Source organism: Psychrobacter sp. (assembly GCF_030457785.1).
In the GTDB taxonomy this organism is placed as follows: Bacteria; Pseudomonadota; Gammaproteobacteria; order Pseudomonadales; family Moraxellaceae; genus Psychrobacter.
This window is the reverse complement of sequence record NZ_JAKDUI010000015.1, coordinates 1-19098: the sequence shown is the minus strand read 5'-3', so window position 1 is coordinate 19098 and position 19098 is coordinate 1. Positions and strand designations below refer to the sequence as shown.

The 19098-nt window shown below is 44.4% G+C and carries 16 protein-coding genes and 1 pseudogene; 11 read left to right on the top strand and 6 right to left on the bottom strand.

The annotated features are described in order from the left end of the window. Nucleotides 1–312 (bottom strand): annotated as a pseudogene (locus L0J61_RS01725) (hypothetical protein); the annotation flags it as partial. Nucleotides 313–512: 200 nt separating this feature from the next. Here L0J61_RS01725 and hisF point away from each other — a divergent pair. From hisF to glmS, 7 genes are all read left to right on the top strand, one after another. Next, entirely contained in the window at nucleotides 513–1295 is a 783-nt protein-coding gene (gene hisF / locus L0J61_RS01720) for an imidazole glycerol phosphate synthase subunit HisF (RefSeq protein WP_301464597.1), read from the top strand. Between the two features lie 317 nt (nucleotides 1296–1612). Then, entirely contained in the window at nucleotides 1613–2134 is a 522-nt protein-coding gene (gene ribE / locus L0J61_RS01715; RefSeq protein ID WP_301464596.1) for a 6,7-dimethyl-8-ribityllumazine synthase, read from the top strand. 259 nt (nucleotides 2135–2393) lie between these two features. Then, nucleotides 2394–3245, top strand: a complete 852-nt coding sequence (gene nusB, locus L0J61_RS01710) for a transcription antitermination factor NusB (protein WP_301464595.1) — start codon at nucleotides 2394–2396, stop codon at nucleotides 3243–3245. Nucleotides 3246–3247: 2 nt separating this feature from the next. Further along, nucleotides 3248–4303, top strand: coding sequence for a thiamine-phosphate kinase (gene thiL / locus L0J61_RS01705; RefSeq protein WP_301464594.1), 1056 nt, complete (start codon nucleotides 3248–3250; stop codon nucleotides 4301–4303). Between the two features lie 3 nt (nucleotides 4304–4306). Continuing rightward, nucleotides 4307–4888 carry a phosphatidylglycerophosphatase A gene (locus L0J61_RS01700; RefSeq protein ID WP_301464593.1) on the top strand — a complete coding sequence of 194 codons (582 nt, stop codon included), beginning with the start codon at nucleotides 4307–4309 and terminating at the stop codon, nucleotides 4886–4888. 254 nt (nucleotides 4889–5142) lie between these two features. Continuing rightward, a complete protein-coding gene (gene glmU, locus L0J61_RS01695) occupies nucleotides 5143–6519 on the top strand; it encodes a bifunctional UDP-N-acetylglucosamine diphosphorylase/glucosamine-1-phosphate N-acetyltransferase GlmU (RefSeq protein ID WP_301464592.1) in 1377 nt (458 codons plus the stop codon). A gap of 345 nt (nucleotides 6520–6864) precedes the next feature. Then, entirely contained in the window at nucleotides 6865–8709 is a 1845-nt protein-coding gene (gene glmS / locus L0J61_RS01690; RefSeq protein WP_301464591.1) for a glutamine--fructose-6-phosphate transaminase (isomerizing), read from the top strand. A gap of 212 nt (nucleotides 8710–8921) precedes the next feature. Here glmS and L0J61_RS01685 read toward each other — a convergent pair whose 3' ends face one another. Continuing rightward, on the bottom strand, nucleotides 8922–9689 hold the full coding sequence (locus L0J61_RS01685) for a hypothetical protein (protein WP_301464590.1): 768 nt from the start codon (nucleotides 9687–9689) through the stop codon (nucleotides 8922–8924). Between the two features lie 673 nt (nucleotides 9690–10362). Between L0J61_RS01685 and L0J61_RS01680 the strand changes: the two genes are divergently transcribed. Genes L0J61_RS01680 through L0J61_RS01670 form a run of 3 tightly spaced genes read left to right on the top strand, consistent with a single transcriptional unit; the run spans nucleotide 10363 to nucleotide 13917 of the window. Further along, nucleotides 10363–11352, top strand: coding sequence for a TAXI family TRAP transporter solute-binding subunit (locus L0J61_RS01680; RefSeq protein WP_301464589.1), 990 nt, complete (start codon nucleotides 10363–10365; stop codon nucleotides 11350–11352). 17 nt (nucleotides 11353–11369) lie between these two features. Further along, on the top strand, nucleotides 11370–11912 hold the full coding sequence (locus L0J61_RS01675; protein WP_301464588.1) for a DUF1850 domain-containing protein: 543 nt from the start codon (nucleotides 11370–11372) through the stop codon (nucleotides 11910–11912). Continuing rightward, nucleotides 11887–13917: a TRAP transporter permease gene (locus L0J61_RS01670; protein WP_301464587.1), complete on the top strand. Its 2031-nt coding sequence runs from the start codon at nucleotides 11887–11889 to the stop codon at nucleotides 13915–13917. The genes L0J61_RS01675 and L0J61_RS01670 overlap by 26 nt, the downstream gene beginning before the upstream one ends. A gap of 472 nt (nucleotides 13918–14389) precedes the next feature. Here L0J61_RS01670 and L0J61_RS01665 read toward each other — a convergent pair whose 3' ends face one another. The 4 genes from L0J61_RS01665 to L0J61_RS01650 all read right to left on the bottom strand — a co-directional run bounded on the left by L0J61_RS01665 (nucleotide 14390) and on the right by L0J61_RS01650 (nucleotide 17975). Further along, the gene (locus L0J61_RS01665) at nucleotides 14390–15226 is read right to left on the bottom strand and encodes a sulfite exporter TauE/SafE family protein (protein ID WP_301464586.1); all 837 of its coding nucleotides are present in this window, start codon (nucleotides 15224–15226) and stop codon (nucleotides 14390–14392) included. Nucleotides 15227–15332: 106 nt separating this feature from the next. After that, a complete protein-coding gene (locus L0J61_RS01660) occupies nucleotides 15333–15836 on the bottom strand; it encodes a flavin reductase (RefSeq protein WP_301464585.1) in 504 nt (167 codons plus the stop codon). A gap of 56 nt (nucleotides 15837–15892) precedes the next feature. After that, nucleotides 15893–16924 carry a methionine synthase gene (locus L0J61_RS01655; RefSeq protein WP_301464584.1) on the bottom strand — a complete coding sequence of 344 codons (1032 nt, stop codon included), beginning with the start codon at nucleotides 16922–16924 and terminating at the stop codon, nucleotides 15893–15895. Nucleotides 16925–16952: 28 nt separating this feature from the next. After that, nucleotides 16953–17975, bottom strand: a complete 1023-nt coding sequence (locus L0J61_RS01650) for a DUF1852 domain-containing protein (protein ID WP_301464583.1) — start codon at nucleotides 17973–17975, stop codon at nucleotides 16953–16955. A 569-nt stretch (nucleotides 17976–18544) separates the two neighbouring features. Between L0J61_RS01650 and L0J61_RS01645 the strand changes: the two genes are divergently transcribed. Then, on the top strand, nucleotides 18545–19098 hold a 554-nt coding region (locus L0J61_RS01645; RefSeq protein ID WP_301464582.1), incomplete at its 3' end, for a transposase.

Below are 19098 nucleotides of genomic sequence, written 5' to 3'. Positions count from 1 at the left end.
ACTTTTATCACAGCTCGCAGTATCAGATGCTGCTGACTCGTCAAAATCAGTCAAAGCGAGTGGCGCGGCAACTGGCAGCTTGCCATCCAACTGGTTTAGGATAACCGCCATTTTTTCGATATCGGCAGGTGGGCGCTCTTCAAACAAAGTAAATACATAAGAATGGGCGCCATCTACATCGTCAGCCGTCTGAATAAACCAATTAGAGTTTTTGATGCCTTGAGTAATGGGAATGGCTCGTGCGAACGACACTCCAAAGCGTTGGCAAAAGGCGGAAAATTGTTCATCAGTTAACTGGGTATAGACGGACATGACATCTCACTTTGGCAATTGAATAAAAAATATAAATAGAATCAAAACGGACTGTGATCATCATTGTGATAGCAATAATGTCATCACTTATCAGTCATTTTGATTAAAAGCGCACTATTCTTACGAAAACATGCCTGATATGGCAGTGATTTTGCTAGACTAGCGCCTACGGATGAATTGATTATAAGGTGAAAGCCCCTATGTTAGCAAAGCGTATCATTCCTTGTTTGGACGTGGACAATGGCCGCGTAGTCAAAGGCGTACAGTTTGTCGATATCAAAGACGCTGGCGATCCTGTCGAAGTGGCACAGCGCTACAACGAACAAGGTGCTGATGAGATTACTTTTTTGGACATTACGGCGACCAGTGATGAGCGTGACACCACGTATCACACGGTGGAGCGTATGGCGGAGACGGTGTTTGTTCCGCTCACTGTGGGCGGCGGTGTACGTAAAATCTCCGACATTCGTAATTTACTCAATGCCGGTGCAGATAAAGTAGCGATTAACTCAGCAGCAGTGTTTACCCCTGAGTTCGTCGGGGAAGCCGCGCAAAAGTTTGGCAACCAATGTATCGTTGCCGCGATCGATGCCAAGCGTGTTGCTGACATTGAAGTCGACGGTGTCGTCGTGCCACGTTGGGAGATTTTTACCCATGGCGGTCGCAAGCCAACTGGCATTGATGCTGTCGCTTGGGCAAGCAAAATGGCAGATCTTGGCGCGGGCGAGCTGCTAGTCACTTCGATGGACGGTGACGGCACCAAAAAAGGCTATGATTTGGCATTAATGCAGCAAATTACTAGCCAAGTGAATGTGCCAGTCATTGCCTCAGGTGGCGTTGGCAACCTGCAACATCTCGCCGAAGGAGTGTTAGAAGGTGGCGTAGATGCGGTGCTCGCCGCCAGTATTTTTCACTTCGGTGAGTACACAGTTCAAGAGGCCAAGGAATATATGGCAGCACAAGGCATTCAGATGCGTCTGTAATCAACGCCTTATCATTCACATACAATATCGAGCTCGCTGAGCGTATTATTTGCGATATTTCTTTTCGTACTTTCGATGGTGTTAGTTGGATTTAAGCGACAGTAAATTGGCTAAGGCGCGTCCTCATTTGACCCATCTAAAGGCAACTGTGTAGATTGAGGACACGCCCTACATAACGCATTGGTAAAATGCAAATGCTTATGCAAAAAATGTTATCATAGCGCTACTTATTTATATTCGTCAGTTAGCTATTGAACACATTCAAAACTTCTTATAAAAATCTGGCTCTAAACATAAATTACTCATAGGATTTTCGCATGTCAAACTTACAACAGCAGCGCAATGACATTACCCATATCGATGGCAACTTACATCAAAATGAAGATGCTCGTATCGGTATCGTTGTTGCACGTTTTAACGGTTTTGTCGTTGAGTCATTGGTAGATGGTGCTATCGACGCTCTACTACGTCATGGCGTCTTAGGCAGCAATATTACCGTTATTCGTGTACCAGGTGCTTTTGAGCTACCATTAGTCGCTCAACGTGCTGCAGAATCAGATCGTTTTGATGCAATCGTTGCTTTGGGTGCGATCATCCGTGGTAGCACGCCTCACTTTGACTTTGTCGCTAGCGAATCAGCCAAGGGCTTGAGCAGTGTCGCGATTGATTACAATATCCCAGTTGCTAACGGTGTCATCACTACCGATAGTATCGAGCAAGCAATTGAACGCTCTGGTACCAAAGCTGGTAACAAAGGCTCTGAAGCTGCTATGGTTGTCCTTGAGATGTTGGCGGTCTTGCCACAGCTAGATATTGATGACGATATCGACGACGCGTAATCACCATCATCACTACTAAAACAACCACCAGATAAAGCCACCACCAAAATCGTCACTAAATCACATTGTCATTTTACCGACTCTTAATCTGTGATTGATTTGGTTTTTATTAAGTTGGTTTGCTATTAAACTGGCACGGTAGTCTCCATGGCTGCCCATAGTGCTAACACGCCAAAACTCGACTGGCACAAGGTGCTGGTCGAAGACCATTTAACATATGTTATGCTATTTTTACTCAAAATTTAGGTACTGACCCCCTATGACTGACCAACTCAAGCGCGCCATTAGCGCTGCGAAAACCGCACAAACAAAAGATGAACAAGCTGAAGCTACTCGCGTAGCAAGCAGCAGTGCTGGTGATCAAACCTTTGAAATGAGTGAGTCTTCTTATAAGACCAGTCACACTGCTATCCGCAAAGCCAGACGCTTTGCTATGCAAGGGCTGTATGAATGGCTCGTCACAGATCGCCGCTTTGACATCGGTGGCAATCTTGGCTGGAAGGATAATGCACCACATGATATCGCCGCTCGTACACGTGCGACCAACGCCATGCATACGGTTCACATCGGCTACTATCACGAAATGATGCGCGACATCCCAGAACAAATTGAGGCGCTAGATACTCTGATTAGTCAGCATCTAGACCGTGGACTCGACAAACTCGATACCGTCGAACACGCCATCTTATTGATTGGCGCATATGAGCTAAAAAACCGCTTAGAGATTCCTTATAAAGTGGTCTTAGACGAAGCGATGAAGCTTAATAATCACTTTGGTGCTACTGACGCGCACAAGCTGATCAATGCTGTACTGGATAAAATGACCGTTGAGCTACGCTCCCTAGAGGTGCAAGCAGACAGCAAAAACAAATCAGCCGCACAAGCTGATGCTCAGCAGCCAGAAGCACAAACAGCTGCTGCGCCCGAAACCGCTAGCAAAGCGGATACTGATGTCGAAAACAAACCATCTGCGTCAACTAAACCTCGTATCAGCGCTAACAATGCCAACGTCAAGCGTAACCGCGCTAACAATACTAGCAACGCCAAAGCAAATATCAGTGACTTTAAAGCAAGTAAGAAAAACAATACTGACGCAAAAAACAAAGATTAACGATGAACGAATTTGAGCTGATTGAGCGCATCTTTTCACAGATGCAGGCGTCACAGTCGCTATCAAACGATATCGAAAAAGGGATCGGTGATGACGCAGCAGTGACAAACTGGCCTGCAGGTTCACGCTTAGTCAGCTGTATCGACACTTTGGTGCAAGGAAGGCACTTCAGCGCGGATTGGGCTGAAGTTGATGAACTGGCTTTTGCTATCGGATACAAAGCTGTAGCCGTCAACGTCTCAGATATCGCTGCGATGGGTGCTACCCCGCACAGCTTATTGCTCGCTCTAGCACTACCCGAGCGCTTGGCAAACGAGTCGTGGTTGACAGCGTTTGCCAAAGGCCTGTTCCATGCTTGTCAGCTCTTCGATGTGACGCTTATCGGCGGTGATACCACACGTAGTGACAGCTTGGTCCTTAGTGTTAGCGCACAGGGGTTACTTGCTGCAGATACGCCAGCCATATACCGCTCAGGAGCGAATGTCGGCGACAAAGTCTATGTATCAGGCACGCTTGGTGATGCCGCTTATGCGCTCCAGCGCCCGCAAAGCAGCCGAGGCATAGAATTGTCACATCGGCTACATATGCCGACGCCGCGTACCACATTAGGCGCAGCATTGGCCAAAACTGGCGCAACTGCGATGATAGACATCTCTGACGGTCTTTATCAAGATCTCAGTCATATCTGCGAGCAAAGCAATGTAGGCATGCATATTAATTTAGAGCAGCTACCGACTAGCAAGCCATTGGCAAGCGTTGATTTATCAGAGCGCCTGCTGTGTCAGCTGTCTGGTGGTGATGATTACGAATTGGCTTTTACGTTGCCCGCGCATATTGAGCCGCCCGCTACGAGTATCAGCAATATACTCGTTACCTGTATCGGAGAAGTCGTTCCATCGGTCAACGAGCCTGCAGCGGATAAAGGCACATCGGAAAATCTGGATACAATCAAGCGACAACCAACGCTGTTTTATCAAAACCAACCAGTCACCCCAATGCATCCTGCACCCTTTGCTACTTGGCCCAACCTTACTGGTTATCAACATTTTGCAGGCTAACCCATGACTGAGCATGACTTATCCAAACCCGATATTCGTAAAGCCAATGACTGTCCGCCACTACCTGCAGATGCTGGTGCGCTTGACCGAGTAATTTATTGGCTTGGCATTGGCTTAGGCAGTGGTCTCCCCCGCCGCGCACCCGGTACATGGGGGACTGTTGGCGGTTTAATCGTGGCTATACCACTGTTGAGCTTAGGGTTCGTGCCATTTTTAATTATTACCATTTTGTCTTGTGTCATTGGTATTTGGATATGCGATCGCACTTCTGATTTGATGCAAGGTCACGATGACCCGCACATAGTCTGGGATGAATGGGCCGGTATGTGGATTACGCTGTTGCCTTTTTCTTATGTAGGCATCACCACGACTAGCTTTTGGCAAGATATATCGCAAACCACCTCTATCTTCGCTATCATAATCGCTTTTATCTTGTTTCGGTTTTTCGATATTATTAAGCCACCTCCGATTGGCTGGGCAGATAAAAAAGTCGCTGGCGGTTTCGGCATTATGATCGACGACATCATCGCCGGGGTAATGGCCGCCATCATTTGGTGTATCATTATGCTCGGTATCGTCCTGTAATTGGTCTGTGATTAGCCTACGATGAGAGTGTGCCCTCCATCTGCAGCAAATAGTTTAAGTGGACGAAAAACGGCGAAACATATTGTATCGAAAGCTGCCTTTTAGCAGTGCTTTTAGCAAAAAAATTTAGACTGTGTTTGGCTGATTATTAATAACATCAATGTATTAAGCGCTCCTTACTTCTCACCAATATGACTTTTTGCCTGCTTTAGGTTATAATCCAAAGTTATATTTTGTTACATTTGTAGGCTACTATGACTTCTCCTCTCTCGGTAATTATCCTAGCTGCTGGTAAAGGCACGCGCATGCAATCAGCCAAGCCTAAAGTGCTACAGACACTAGCTGGCAAGTCCTTACTCAGCCACGTATTGGATACCTGTCATCAGCTGACTGTCGACGAGACTATTATTGTGCACGGTTTTGGCAGTGAGCAAGTGCAGGCAGAAATCACCACCCAATATGCGCAATCTGCCATTACCTGGGTTGCCCAAACTGAGCAATTGGGGACAGGACATGCAGTCAAAGTGACGCTGTCTGACCTACCGAAAGAAGGACAAAGCCTCATCCTTTATGGCGATGTACCACTGGTCAGCTGTCAGACACTATCTGCGTTGAGAGCAGCAAATGCTGAAGGCATGTCTATGCTGACGCTGACCGTTGACAACCCTTTTGGGCTGGGTCGTATCAAGCGTGACGAGGCAGGAAATATCACCGCCATCGTAGAACAAAAAGATGCCAGCACCACCGAGCAAGACATCAAAGAAATCAACAGTGGTATCTATTGCGTCGACAATGCTTTACTGCATAAGTACTTACCTGAACTGTCTAACGACAACGCTCAGCAAGAATACTATCTGACGGATATTGTCAAAATGGCGGTTGCCGATGATATCTCTATTGCGGCTATCGAACCTGAGCATACCTTTGAGATTGAAGGTGTGAATAACCGTCAACAGCTCGCCAGCCTCGAACGTACTTGGCAAGGCAAGTTGGTCGCTGACTTACAAGAAGCTGGCGTGCAGTTTGCCGACCCTACTCGTGTCGACATTCGCGGTACGCTGACAGCAGGACAAGACGTCTTTGTCGATGTCAATGTAGTGTTTGAAGGCGACTGTACATTAGGCAATAACGTCTATATCGAAGCCGGTTGCGTCATCAAAAATGCGCAAATCGGTAATGCCTGCCATATAAAACCGCATTGTGTGATTGATCGCGCTGAGATCGGTGCTGGTGTCGATATCGGTCCTTTTGCCCACTTACGTCCTGAGACGGTCTTGTCTGATAATAGTAAGATTGGTAATTTTGTCGAAATCAAGAAATCAGTCATCGGTCGTGGCAGTAAGGTCAATCATCTAAGTTATGTTGGTGATGCAACAGTTGGTACAGACGTAAACGTCGGTGCTGGAGTGATTACTTGTAACTATGATGGCGTCAATAAATCACAAACCATCATCGAAAATAATGCTTTTATCGGCTCGAATGCCAGCTTGGTTGCGCCAGTCACCATTGGTGATACTGCAACCGTTGCCGCAGGCTCTGTGGTCACCAAAGACGTCGATGCCAAAGCCTTGGCATTTGGTCGAGCACGACAAATTCAAAAAGATAACTTTCAACGACCGACTAAAAAATAATTGGTACTTGTATAGATAGGTCATATCTTCATTTTAAAAATGAGATAAATGGCAGTCAGACAAGGAAAATAGCGCAGATAATATCGAGATATTGGTCAGCTATTTGACGCCGTTTGGCAACATTTAGCCATTTTTGACCCATTTAGATGACTAGCGATTGAATTGAAGACACGCCCTAGCAAGCAACTGACATGCAGTCTTTAGCGACTCTAAGCAGCGCAGCATCTTTTGTAGCGCTGCTTACTCATATCTAGAAAACCAATTATAAGTACATCTCATAGACAAATATCTAGTGTAGATACACCTAATTATACAAACATTGAAAATCAACATCGAGGAATGGCCATGTGCGGAATTGTAGGAGCAGTTGCTGAGCGTAATATCGCTAATATCTTACTTGAAGGCCTCAAGCGTCTAGAGTATCGCGGCTATGACTCTGCTGGTCTGACCGTCATTCGTAATGACGAGTTACACCGTGAACGCCAAGTAGGTAAAGTGCAAGCATTGGCCGATGCCGTCGCCGTCAACCCAACGTTTTTTGATGGGCATATCGGCATCGCCCACACACGCTGGGCAACCCATGGCGAGCCAGCACAGCGTAACGCACATCCACATGTCTCTGGCAAAGTCGCCGTGGTACACAACGGTATCGTAGAGAACTATGCTGAGCTAAAAGAAGAGTTGCTAGCCAAAGGCTATGAGTTTACATCACAGACAGACACTGAAGTCGTCGCGCACTTAATTAACGATATTTATAAACAAACCCCTGACTTACTAGAAGCTGTCCGTACCATCATTCCATTACTACATGGGGCGTTTGCCCTTGGTATTATGCATATAGACAGCCCAGACGAGCTCATCACCGTCCGTTTAGGTTCGCCGCTAGTAATAGGCGTGGGTATCGGTGAAAACTTTATCGCCTCCGATCAATTGGCTCTCTTACCAGTTACCAACCGCTTTATGTATCTAGAAGAAGGTGATATCGCAAAATTAACTCGCAACACTATCGAGGTCTATGCAGACGGTGTGAAAACTCAGCGCAAAATACACGAGATTGACGCCACGCAGCACAATGCCGATAAAGGCCAATTTAAGCATTATATGCTCAAAGAAATCTACGAGCAGCCAGACGCGGTTGGGCGCACGATTGATATGGCAGTAGAAAAAAATGAAACTTCTAAGCTGCGTGATGATTTCTTGCAACGCCACAACGTACTACTTGCCGATATCAAACACGTACAAGTCATCGCATGTGGTACCAGCTACCATGCTGGTATGGTTACCAAGTACTGGTTTGAAGGTATAACACGCATTCCATGCTCAGTTGAGATCGCCAGCGAGTTCCGTTATCGCAATCCTGTCGTCGTCGATAATACCTTGGTTATTTGTATCTCTCAGTCTGGTGAAACCGCAGATACCTTATCTGCACTACGTGATATTCAAAAACAAACACCAACGGGTCTAGTAAGCTTGGCCTTATGCAATGTACCTACCTCATCGCTGGTAAGAGAAACAGATATCTTCTTGCCCACACTAGCAGGTCCTGAGATTGGTGTTGCCTCTACCAAAGCTTTCACAACTCAGCTCACTGCCTTGATGCTACTGGTATTGAAAATCGGTGTCGTACAGCAGCGCATGACCCATGATCAGTTGAGCGTACTGCTTGATGACTTACGGAAACTACCAGGTCAGCTACATGCCAGCTTGAACCTTGATGCCTCAATCAATACCATGAGTGAGCGCTTTGAGGACAAAAAAAGCTGCCTGTTCTTAGGTCGCGGCTTACAATTCCCTATTGCACTAGAAGGCGCACTCAAGCTTAAAGAAATCTCTTATATTCATGCAGAAGGCTATGCCGCCGGTGAGCTCAAACACGGTCCATTAGCACTCGTCGATAAAGACATGCCCATCGTCGTGCTGGCACCTAAAGACAGCATGTATGACAAGCTCAAAGCCAACATGCAAGAGGTTCATGCCCGCCATGGTGAGTTGTTTGTATTCGCTGCTGAATCAAGCAAGATGGTTTCAGAAGATCGCTTACATGTCGTCTATGTGCCTGATGTCTGCGAGACACTAGCGCCTATCGTTTATAGTGTGCCCGTACAGCTGCTGTCCTACCATGTCGCTGTCATGCGTGGTACGGATGTCGATCAGCCTAGAAATCTGGCCAAGAGTGTCACGGTAGAATGATTTTTTCTTTGAAAATTTGGGCTTTTATACTAGAGTAATAAATTATCATACTAAGGAATATAGTTTCATCCTGAGTAATAAAGTATCATCCTATTGGCTCATGTATTAACCCCTGCTACTATTTAGTAAAACAGTAGCAGGGGTTTTTTTATGCTCTCTAAAAAACAACCGAAGTGGCTTAAAGAAGAACGAGGTCAAGGAGCGTTAACTGACTATATACCTTGTATGGCTTGACCATTGATATTACCCTTCTCCAATAATATCGTATCATTGAATAAGCCAACATCTTCAGACTCAGACGATGTTGTTTCCGTTATTTCTTTGATTGTTACGCCGTTATCCACGCCAGTATAACGAGTGTATAACGTATCAGTGCTTATTCCGTCGTCTTGAACAACGTAAAACTTGTGTTCAAATACGCAAGTCTCAAACGTGCCTGCTGGAACCGTAATGGTTTCTCTACCAACATATTTTAATGAACCATCCATCTCATAAGATACTTTTTCATCAGCTGTGGTTTCAATCATAGTGACTGTTGCATAATGCTTCGTCTCACCTTCTTCTAAGTTATAATGTTGCTTTAAGCCGCTCGGTTGGTAATCAACTTCCATTCCAGCATCACTGTCAGTCTGCCCTAGAGTGATCACTGATTGATCAACTTCGTCGTGTTTTACATACACAGTAGATTGACCTTCTCTTTTAGCCAATACATCGCTAAAGCCTTTATATTCCGGAACTGACTCTACAACTTCATGAACATCGTTAAGTCCAAAATCTATAGCAGCATCTGAAGCATATTCTAGATCAATCGTCGTGCCTGGGGTTTGCAGCGTTGGATTAAGGCAAGCTAAAGAGGTCGTATTAGATGGTTCAGTTGGTGTGACTTCGCCATCAGTTGGTGGTGCTGAATACGATGTACTATCCTCTCCACAACCAACCAATACAAAAGCTATCGCTAATCCGGTGAAAGATAATCTCAAGGTGAGTTCCTTTTTATTTAATCTATTTTAGGGGGTAAGATACACTCCATATCTAGTTACCTCAGTACGAAACTTTACTACTCCAAAATGTAACTGTAAGGTATAGATGGTGCCGTTCAGTATGATACTTTATTACTCGCTGGCAGAAGTTGTGATTGAGTAATCATTTACTCAGCGTCAAAAGTGGTGAACTGATAGCAGAACGCCATTCTACTGACCCAAATATTACTCCCACTATTGTCTGATATAGCAAATAATAGTGGGTTTTTTTGTGCTTCTCCAAAAGTCATCGAAATGAATTTAACGCGTATAAGTAACTCGATAAATCTACATATCAGCGTTGCTAACCATGGAGATCCGCCCCATGACTCTTCACATTTTACCGCTTTTCATCGAGCGAGTTTCTCTAGCTAACGATACATCCTGGCAGACAGAATGCTGGCTCTTGGATTTGTTAACTAACTCATAATTCTGTCCATCGAATAAACAAAAATAACAAGCTGTTAACCTATACTTAAAAATGTACAAAAAAGCAATATTCACAGATTCTCCAAAATTCCTGAATTTCATCTTGAAATCTAATATAAATCCTATACTATTAAAAGATTACGTATCTGTGAAAAAAATAATAGCTTTTGTAAGTAAAGCTACTCTATATTCAAACGAGGGAAACATGAAATCTACTATTAAAGCATCTCTTCTTGGACTGGTTGTTGCTACTAGCATGTCGCTTGTGGCTTGTTCAGATGATGCTTCAGTCTCCAGCACGGAAGCTGCCGACCAACTTGATACTAAATTTGCTACGCTTGCGACCGGTGGTGCGTCAGGTCCTTATAATATTATTGGAACCTCGCTTACTGAAGCTTACAATACGACTTATGGTGTTAACTCTAAAACCCAAACCACCGGAGCCTCGGTCGAAAACATCAACTTACTCAATCAAGAAAAAGTTGAAATGGCCTTTCTGATGAGCGACGTATTGAGCGATGCTATCAACGGTGAGAACAACTTCAGCAGTCCTATCACGAATGTTCAGCAAATCGCCACTCTATACCCCAATTACGTACAGGTTGTTACCTCGCAGGATTCAGGCATTGAGAGCTTCGAAGATTTACGCGGTAAGCGTATCGCCGTGGGTGCACAGAACTCTGGTGTAGAAGTTAACGCTCGCAACTTACTTAATGGCTTTGACATGACCTACGATGATGTCGAAGTTGATTACTTGGGGTATGCAGAGGCAGCAGATGCCTTGAAATCAGGTAAACTTGACGCGGCATTTTTAACCAGTGGTTTACCGAACTCTTCACTGATGGAGCTAGAGCAAGGCTTTGATTTACAGATAGTAAGTATTAGCCCTGAAAACATAGCAAGAATTGCACAAGATCAGTCCTACTTCATTGCTAAAGAAATTCCTGCAGGTACTTACGGCAATGAAACCGCCATCCCTACCGCTGCTATCATGAATGCGTTTGTAGTACGTTCAGACTTATCAGAAGATGATGGTTACAAATTGACCAAAACTTTCTTTGAAAGTATGGAAAAACTAAAAACTGCGCATCAGTCTGCAGGTGGTATTAGCTTAGAAACCGCACAACAGGGTATGGTCGCCCCGATACACCCTGGTGCCCAAAAGTACTACGATGAGCAAGCCGCAAGCCAATAAGCTTGGTTAAATCATAGATGAGCAATCATAAAAACCAGTACAGCGTAGAGCGCGGTACTGGTTTATTTATGGTCATAACATTCATGGTATTGCTGGTCATCATCGGTGGTGGCTGGATCTTCCGTCAGCAGGTAACTGTATTGAGCTTTAATCAGGAATCCTGCTACATCGAAGAAAATTCTTTTGATATTAAATGGTTACACTCTGTAGAAAAGCAGTGGTGGATAGAGCGTTATCAAGTCCGATCTGATGATTTCTTACTAACCGATACTTATATGCAAACTTTTGGCGCAGGAACTCCATCAACTGAGACAATTGTATCCAACAACAGTAAAGATTATCCAAACTATATTCAATACCGTATCCAAACATCCCTACCTTATCTAAACTGGATGGTATCTCATAACATCAAAGCTCACGTGATTATAACAAGCGGCATCTTACCTGTTTACGACTGGGTTGATGACTACACTACTATTTATTTTGTTCCCAAAAAGCTGTCCTTGTGGCAGTTACTACTTCAGGAGTCCTGCTATGAGCACGCCTATAGCACCAAGTGATAAGGAAGACTTATCGGCTGATTCTGCGAACCCTTCTGCAGAAAAACAGCAAGAAATTTTGGAAAAATTCGATAAAGAATCCATCACTCGTAAGCTTAGCAACAAAAAATTGGGCTGGTTGTTGTCAGCACTCGCTATTGCTTATGCGCTATTTCACTTATATATCACCTTTAATCCGATGCCTGCATTACTCCAACGCTCTGTTCACGTGGGCGTAGGTTTTGCTCTCATTTTTATGATTTATCCTGCGGCCAAAGGTTCCTCTCGTCAACGAGTCGCTTGGTATGATTGGATTTTGTTTTTCATGTCTTTATCAGGTGTAGCCTACCTACTGATAGAGTATCAAAATATCGTTACCGTCCGCGGTGGCATACCTAATCAGTGGGATATATTATTTTCAATCATTACTGTCTTGTGTGTATTGGAAGGTACGCGGCGTATCACGGGCTTTATTCTGCCTTTGTTTGCTCTGGTGTTCTTGGCTTATCCCTTCTTTAGTCACTTAGGTTTTATGCCAGATCGTCTGCTCACGCGACCTTACGATGTGGGTGATATTTTTGGTCAGCTATATCTCAAAACAGAGGGTCTATACTCTACAGCCATCGGTGCTTCTGTTACTTTTATCTTTTTGTTTATCTTATTTGGTGCGTTTTTATCACGATCAGGTATGGGACAGCTATTTAACGACTTAGCATTGGCGCTCGCAGGACATAAACAAGGTGGACCTGCAAAAGTAGCGGTCATCTCCAGCGGTTTCATGGGCAGTATCAATGGTGCGGCGGTTGCCAACGTAGTAGGTACTGGTGCATTTACTATCCCTTTGATGAAGCGAGTCGGCTATCATAAAAACTTTGCTGGTGCCGTAGAGGCAAGTGCTTCGGTTGGTGGTCAGGTCTTACCACCGATCATGGGGGCGAGTGCTTTCATTATGGCGGAGACCACAGGGGTCAAATACAGCACGATTGCGCTTGCAGCCCTATTGCCAGCGGTTCTTTATTATTTAGGCGTCATCGCTCAAGTACACTTTCGTGCAGGTCGACGTGATCTCAAAGGTATTGCCAAAGATAGCTTACCTGAGCTGAAAGAAGTTTTAAAAGCCCGTGGGCATATGCTGTTGCCGATTGTTTTTTTAGTATATCTGTTGGCTGAATCGGTTCCGGTTGGCTTTGCAGCAGCTTACACGATTGGTTTTACCATTGTCATGAGTATGCTTCGCAAAGAGACGCGGATGAGCTTTCAGGATGTACTGGGCGCACTAGAATCTGGTACTCGTCAATCTTTAGCTGTCATGGCAGCCTGTGCGGTAGTGGGTATCATCATTGGCGTGGTGAGTCTAACCAGCTTTGGTACAGTGATGACTTCATCTATCGTTACACTAGGAGCAGGGTCGTTATTACTCACGCTAATCCTAACCATGATTGCCTCAATGGTACTGGGCATGGGCTTGCCATCTATTCCTGCGTACATTATTACTGCAACCATGGCAGCACCAGCTTTGGCTGGTTTTGATATTCCTATCTTAGCGGCGCATATGTTTGTCTTCTATTTTGGTATCTTTGCCAATATCACCCCACCTGTATGTTTGGCTGCCTTTGCTGGCGCTGGTATCTCTGGTGGTGATCCTATGAAGACAGGGTTTCAGTCTCTAAAACTGGCATTAGCCGGATTTATTGTTCCCTTTATGTTCATCTACAACCCAACGATGCTGATGATAGATCCGACAGGATTGGCAGTGACTGCTAAAGAGTTCCCACTACCACCAGTCATGGATATTATTGTTGTCGTGATCACCTCGGTTACGGGCGTTATTGCGCTTAGCTCTGCGCTTGAAGGTTTCTTCAAAGGGGTGATGAGCCCGATAGCTCGTGTCATACTAGCGGTCGGTGCATTACTCTTGATTTATCCTGAGCTGATGACAGATCTAGCAGGTGGTATCATCGTATTAGCCATTGCCGCATGGAATATAAAATCCAACAAGACAGCTGTCGCATCGGCAAGTATCTAGAAAATGAGCCACATATCGTACTTTACTAACGGTATGTTAAAGAGAGACTATTAACAACAGTCTCTCTTTCATGTCTAATATGGTCAAGGCATTATATAGTCAAAGTATTTTTAAATCGCTACCGTGTTACTGAGATAAATGTTTCGCAACCTCTGTGAGTACAGCACGCAAGTAAAATGTGTGTCAGTAGCACTGATAATACAATCGTATCGGTTGTATATTTCTTCTACTATAGTCAAAGAACTCTAAAATAGGTACAAGGCAGCCGACTGCAGATTGTACAAGCAGTGCATCTAAGGAGGATAACGCCGTGGCTGTTTAGTAATTCGCTGACTATGTATGGCCAAACCATTTGCTCTTGATAGTTTTCTACCATAAAAAAGACCGCTCCTATTTCGAAGCGGTCTTTTTTATGCCTGTCATTGCCTGATCACATCTAGACGATCACATCTAAATAACCATACCTAGACAATCACACCAACCCTTTATAAAGAAAATAGAAACCCACAACGACCAACAGTACGGCAAAGCATTTCTTTAAGATTTGTGGTGACAGTATATGAGCTACCTTGGCGCCTATCTTTGCCGTAAAAAAGCTCATGATACTAATGCCTAAAAAGGCATAAACGTGGACAAAGCCAATCGTATTAGGCACATCTACTTGCTGCTTCATGCCAAAAAACATAAATCCTAACGCACCGGCAATCGCGATGGGTAGACCACACGCGGCCGAAGTACCAACCGCTCTTTGCATCACTACACCGTAACGAGTAAGGTAAGGTACAGTTAAGCTGCCACCGCCGATGCCGAAAATGGCAGAAGCAATACCAATAATCCCGCCTGCTGCCAACTGCTTAGGTTTTGAAGGCAGCGTTGAATCAACCATCGAACCCGTATTGCTCGCACTATTCATGTTTGCAGCGGCTTTCTTTTTGCCACCCTTAAACATCTTGTAGGCGACCCACAGCAAAAACACACCAACAATAAGCTGAAGATATAACCCAGATATCTGTCCGGCTATCCCTGCCCCTAAAAAGCACCCTATCGCTAAGCCGGGTGCTAGGTTTTTGAAGACAGGCCACATGACGGCGCCTTTTTTATTGTGCGCCATTAACGAGCTGATAGACGTCACAATAATAGTCGCAAGTGACGTACCTAACGCCAAATGCATAATATTGTCAGGACTATAACCCATCTGAGTAAAGACAATGAATAATAGCGGCACGATGATGGTGCCACCGCCCACACCAAAAAGCCCTGCAGCGAACCCTGCTAGAGCACCGATGATCAAAAAAATAATTAATTCCACAGCGTAGTTACTTCTTATTAGTTTAGTTAAATATAGATTAGACGCTTATTGTAAGCAACTCAGTTTGAGTCGCATTGTTTAAGCCACATTGTTTAAACAATCCGGCTCAAGCAACTTCTACCTGACCAACATGATGATACGCTCGATTGAAATACACCAAACTTTCTTCTGGCGCGTTTTCTTGTCGGTCTTGATGGATTGCCACCACACGGCACATAAAGACACTGTGCGTGCCAACTTCCTGAATTTGCTCTATCTCACAGTCAAAACTCACCAAGGCGTCTGTCAAAATAGGCGCACCCGTTTTTAGTGCCGTCCAAGCACCATGTGCAAATCGCTCATCTGAACACAGCTTGGAAGCAAAAGCATTTGATACCGGCTCATGCTGGGCACCTAACACATTGACACTTAAAACCTTATTGTCCAAAAAGGGCTTATGTGATCGAGAAGACTGATTCATACAAACCAGCAATGTCGGCGGTGTATCTGTGACACTACATACCGCAGATGCCGTAAATCCATGACAACCAGATTCACCGTCTGTGGTGACCACATTGACCGCTGTCGGTAACGAAGACATGGCGTTTCTAAAAGTAGTTGCTTCAATCATATCTTTAACCATTGTTGAAATCCTAGATTTGACTATCGCTGGTTTCTAAATAATGCTTAAGCGGTCAGTTCTTGACGAACAATTTGTGCGCCTGTACTTAATGCCGCAAGCTTGCCACGAGCCACTTGGCGCGACAACGGTGCCATACCGCAATTGGTGGCAGGATACAGCTTGTCAGCATCGACAAATTGTAATGCTTTACGTAGTGTGTTGGCCACTTCTTCTGGTGTCTCAATGGTATTGGTTGCCACATCAATGGCACCAACCATTACTTTTTTACCGCGAATCAATTCAATCAGATCCATCGGCACATGTGAGTTTTGACACTCCAATGAGACAATATCTATTTTAGACTGTTGCAGCTGAGGAAAGGCCTTTTCATATTGACGCCATTCTGAACCCAGTGTCTTTTTCCAGTTATTATTGGCTTCGATACCATAACCGTAGCAAATATGTACTGCTGTTTCGCATTTTAGACCTTCAATAGCACGCTCTAAAGTGGCAATGCCCCAGTCATTCACGTCATCAAAGAACACATTAAATGCTGGTTCATCGAATTGTATAATATCAACGCCAGCGGCCTCCAGCTCTTTTGCTTCTTGATTCAGGATTTTAGCAAATTCCCAAGCCAGTTTCTCACGACTTTTATAATGATCGTCATACAGCGTGTCAATCATCGTCATCGGCCCCGGCAAAGCCCATTTGATTGGCTGATTGGTTTGCTGACGCAAAAACTTGGCATCTTCTACAAATACTGGCTTTTGACGGCTCACCGCACCGACCACTGATGGCACACTCGCATCATAGCGATCACGGATTTTGACCGTCTCACGGTTTTCAAAATCAACACCATCGAGATGTTCGATAAACGTGGTCACAAAATGCTGACGGGTCTGCTCGCCATCGCTGACGATATCGATACCTGCATGTACTTGTTCTTGCAGTGACAAACGCAATGCATCTTGTTTCGCTTCAATCAACTGCTCGCCTTCTAATGCCCAAGGTGACCAAATTTTTTCAGGTTCTGCCAGCCAAGACGGTTTCGGTAAGCTGCCAGCGGTTGAGGTTGGTAATAATAATTTTGTCATGGTTATCTATCTTCTCTCGTGTGCTCGGTTAAGCAGCGTATTTATTATTGGTTTGTTTTTTATCCGCTTGACCATCAACGGTATAGCTTGCAGCCCACTGCTCAAGAGTTTCTTGGTGTGGATTGATAAAGGTTTCTTCCGTAAACTTACCTTGTGTCACTGCCATCTGACTGCGCTCCTCGCGGTCATATACAATTTGCGTCAGTGAGTAGTCTTGATACTTTAGACTTGGTTGATACACTTGACTCGCTGTAGAGTTGGCATTGTAAATTTCAGGACGGTAGATTTTTTGGAACGTTTCCATGGTGCTGATTGCACTGATCAGCTCAAAATCGGTGTAATCACTCAGCAAATCCCCAGAAAAATAAAACGCTAACGGCGCAACACTGCCTACAGGCATGAAGTAACGAACTCTCAAGCCCATTTTGTGAAAGTACTCATCGGTTAATGAGTACTCATCTTGTCTATATTCAACCCCTAACACAGGGTGATGATTGGTAGTGCGATGATACGTCTTACTGGTTGACACACTGAGGCAGATCACAGGTTGCTTATCAAAGTTAGCTTTATATGCTTCTGAGTTCAAGAAATACTGAAATAGCTTGCCATGTAAGTCACCAAAATCTGCCGGTGGTGGCGAGGTTGGGTTCTTATCAAAGTGCTCTGGCAATACAATACTAAAATCATAATCACGTACATAAGACGAGAAGCTATTACCGATCATACCTTCAATACGGGTATTGTCTCTATGGTCAGTAATCGTTGTTTTAAGGGTCTCGATGACAGGAAATGTATGACCACTGCCCTCGATGTCTAAATGTGCAGAGATGATATCAACGTCGACAGAATAGCGATCAGCTGTCTCATTGTCCCAGTGCGCCAAAGCATTGAATCGATTATTAATCATTCTCAACGTTTTGCGTAAGTTTTCTTGGCGATGTTCACCACGAGCCAAATTTGCAAAGTTAGTCGTCAGACGGGTGCTGTCTGCAGGCTGATAGTTCTCATCAAAACGAATGCTCGAAATTGAACAAGTAAACTCATTACTCATGACGCTCTCCTACTCTCATATCCAAAATGATATAAATGAAACCAAATTTCTGTATGAGATGCATCATACCTAAACAACAACATGAATAAAAACGATTAAACCTAATATAAAGATGAGTGAAATTCATGTTACGAAATTCGTTTCATGAACAATAATGGATGACAGAGAGTTCGAGTGTAAGCTTACGAAAGACAAATACGTTGGATACGACTAGGGTGTGGCGGCTGTCAAGATAGGACAGAAATTGATAGGAGTAACAAAATAGACGCGAGACTCTGGTATTTACGCGATAAATTTGAGTTGAAAGTCCAAATTGGGACGCATAAAAAACCCCATAAGTTGTGTCTAACTTATGGGGTTTGGTTCAGAAGGTCCGCCTTTTTCTAAATACGAATATAGTCAATACAATTTAAAAGTAGTACAAGGCAACCGAGCGTAGATGTATATTTAATACTTCAAGCGAGGTTAACACAGTAATGCTTTTATAGTGGACTGACTATAGGTGACTACTTTAGGAGTTTCCTAAAAAGTGTGTAACTGCTTATAATCCACTAACCGGAGAATAAGCAATGACTACTCAATCTGACATTAAAAAACTGGCTGAGCAAATGGCTAGTAGCATGAAAAGCTTTGATGACATCAAAGACTTCCAGAAGCAGCTCATGCAATCTTTTATCGACACTGCCTTAGAAGCTGAGATGGAAGACCATCTCGGCTACCCCAAGCATGAAAAGGCAGACAAGCCAAATAAGCGCAATGGGCACACTAAAAAGACAGTTCGCAGTGACACAGGCGATCTTGAAATCTCCACCCCAAGAGACCGCGGTGGCAGCTTTGAGCCTGTACTCGTTAGTAAGCATCAAACCCGTATCTCAGGTCTCGATGACAAGATCATATTCCTTTACGCCAAAGGTCAAACCACCACCGAGATTGTAGAGAGCATCAAAGAGCTCTACGATGTAGATATCTCAAGTACATTGGTTTCAAGAGTCACCGATAATATCTTAGAGGACATCACCGCTTGGCAGAACCGACCACTGAGCAGCGTCTATCCTATCGTCTACCTAGACTGCATCGTCGTCAAGATACGTCAAGACAAGCAGATCATTAACAAGGCTATCTA

What these genes read in the sequence shown, in the direction of transcription:
- hisF (WP_301464597.1), top strand. Translation starts at nt 513, where the DNA reads ATGTTAGCAAAGCGTATCATTCCTTGTTTGGACGTGGACAATGGCCGC.
- ribE (WP_301464596.1), top strand. Translation starts at nt 1,613, where the DNA reads ATGTCAAACTTACAACAGCAGCGCAATGACATTACCCATATCGATGGC.
- nusB (WP_301464595.1), top strand. Translation starts at nt 2,394, where the DNA reads ATGACTGACCAACTCAAGCGCGCCATTAGCGCTGCGAAAACCGCACAA.
- thiL (WP_301464594.1), top strand. Translation starts at nt 3,248, where the DNA reads ATGAACGAATTTGAGCTGATTGAGCGCATCTTTTCACAGATGCAGGCG.
- L0J61_RS01700 (WP_301464593.1), top strand. Translation starts at nt 4,307, where the DNA reads ATGACTGAGCATGACTTATCCAAACCCGATATTCGTAAAGCCAATGAC.
- glmU (WP_301464592.1), top strand. Translation starts at nt 5,143, where the DNA reads ATGACTTCTCCTCTCTCGGTAATTATCCTAGCTGCTGGTAAAGGCACG.
- glmS (WP_301464591.1), top strand. Translation starts at nt 6,865, where the DNA reads ATGTGCGGAATTGTAGGAGCAGTTGCTGAGCGTAATATCGCTAATATC.
- L0J61_RS01680 (WP_301464589.1), top strand. Translation starts at nt 10,363, where the DNA reads ATGAAATCTACTATTAAAGCATCTCTTCTTGGACTGGTTGTTGCTACT.
- L0J61_RS01675 (WP_301464588.1), top strand. Translation starts at nt 11,370, where the DNA reads ATGAGCAATCATAAAAACCAGTACAGCGTAGAGCGCGGTACTGGTTTA.
- L0J61_RS01670 (WP_301464587.1), top strand. Translation starts at nt 11,887, where the DNA reads ATGAGCACGCCTATAGCACCAAGTGATAAGGAAGACTTATCGGCTGAT.
- L0J61_RS01660 (WP_301464585.1), bottom strand. Translation starts at nt 15,836, where the DNA reads ATGATTGAAGCAACTACTTTTAGAAACGCCATGTCTTCGTTACCGACA.
- L0J61_RS01655 (WP_301464584.1), bottom strand. Translation starts at nt 16,924, where the DNA reads ATGACAAAATTATTATTACCAACCTCAACCGCTGGCAGCTTACCGAAA.
- L0J61_RS01650 (WP_301464583.1), bottom strand. Translation starts at nt 17,975, where the DNA reads ATGAGTAATGAGTTTACTTGTTCAATTTCGAGCATTCGTTTTGATGAG.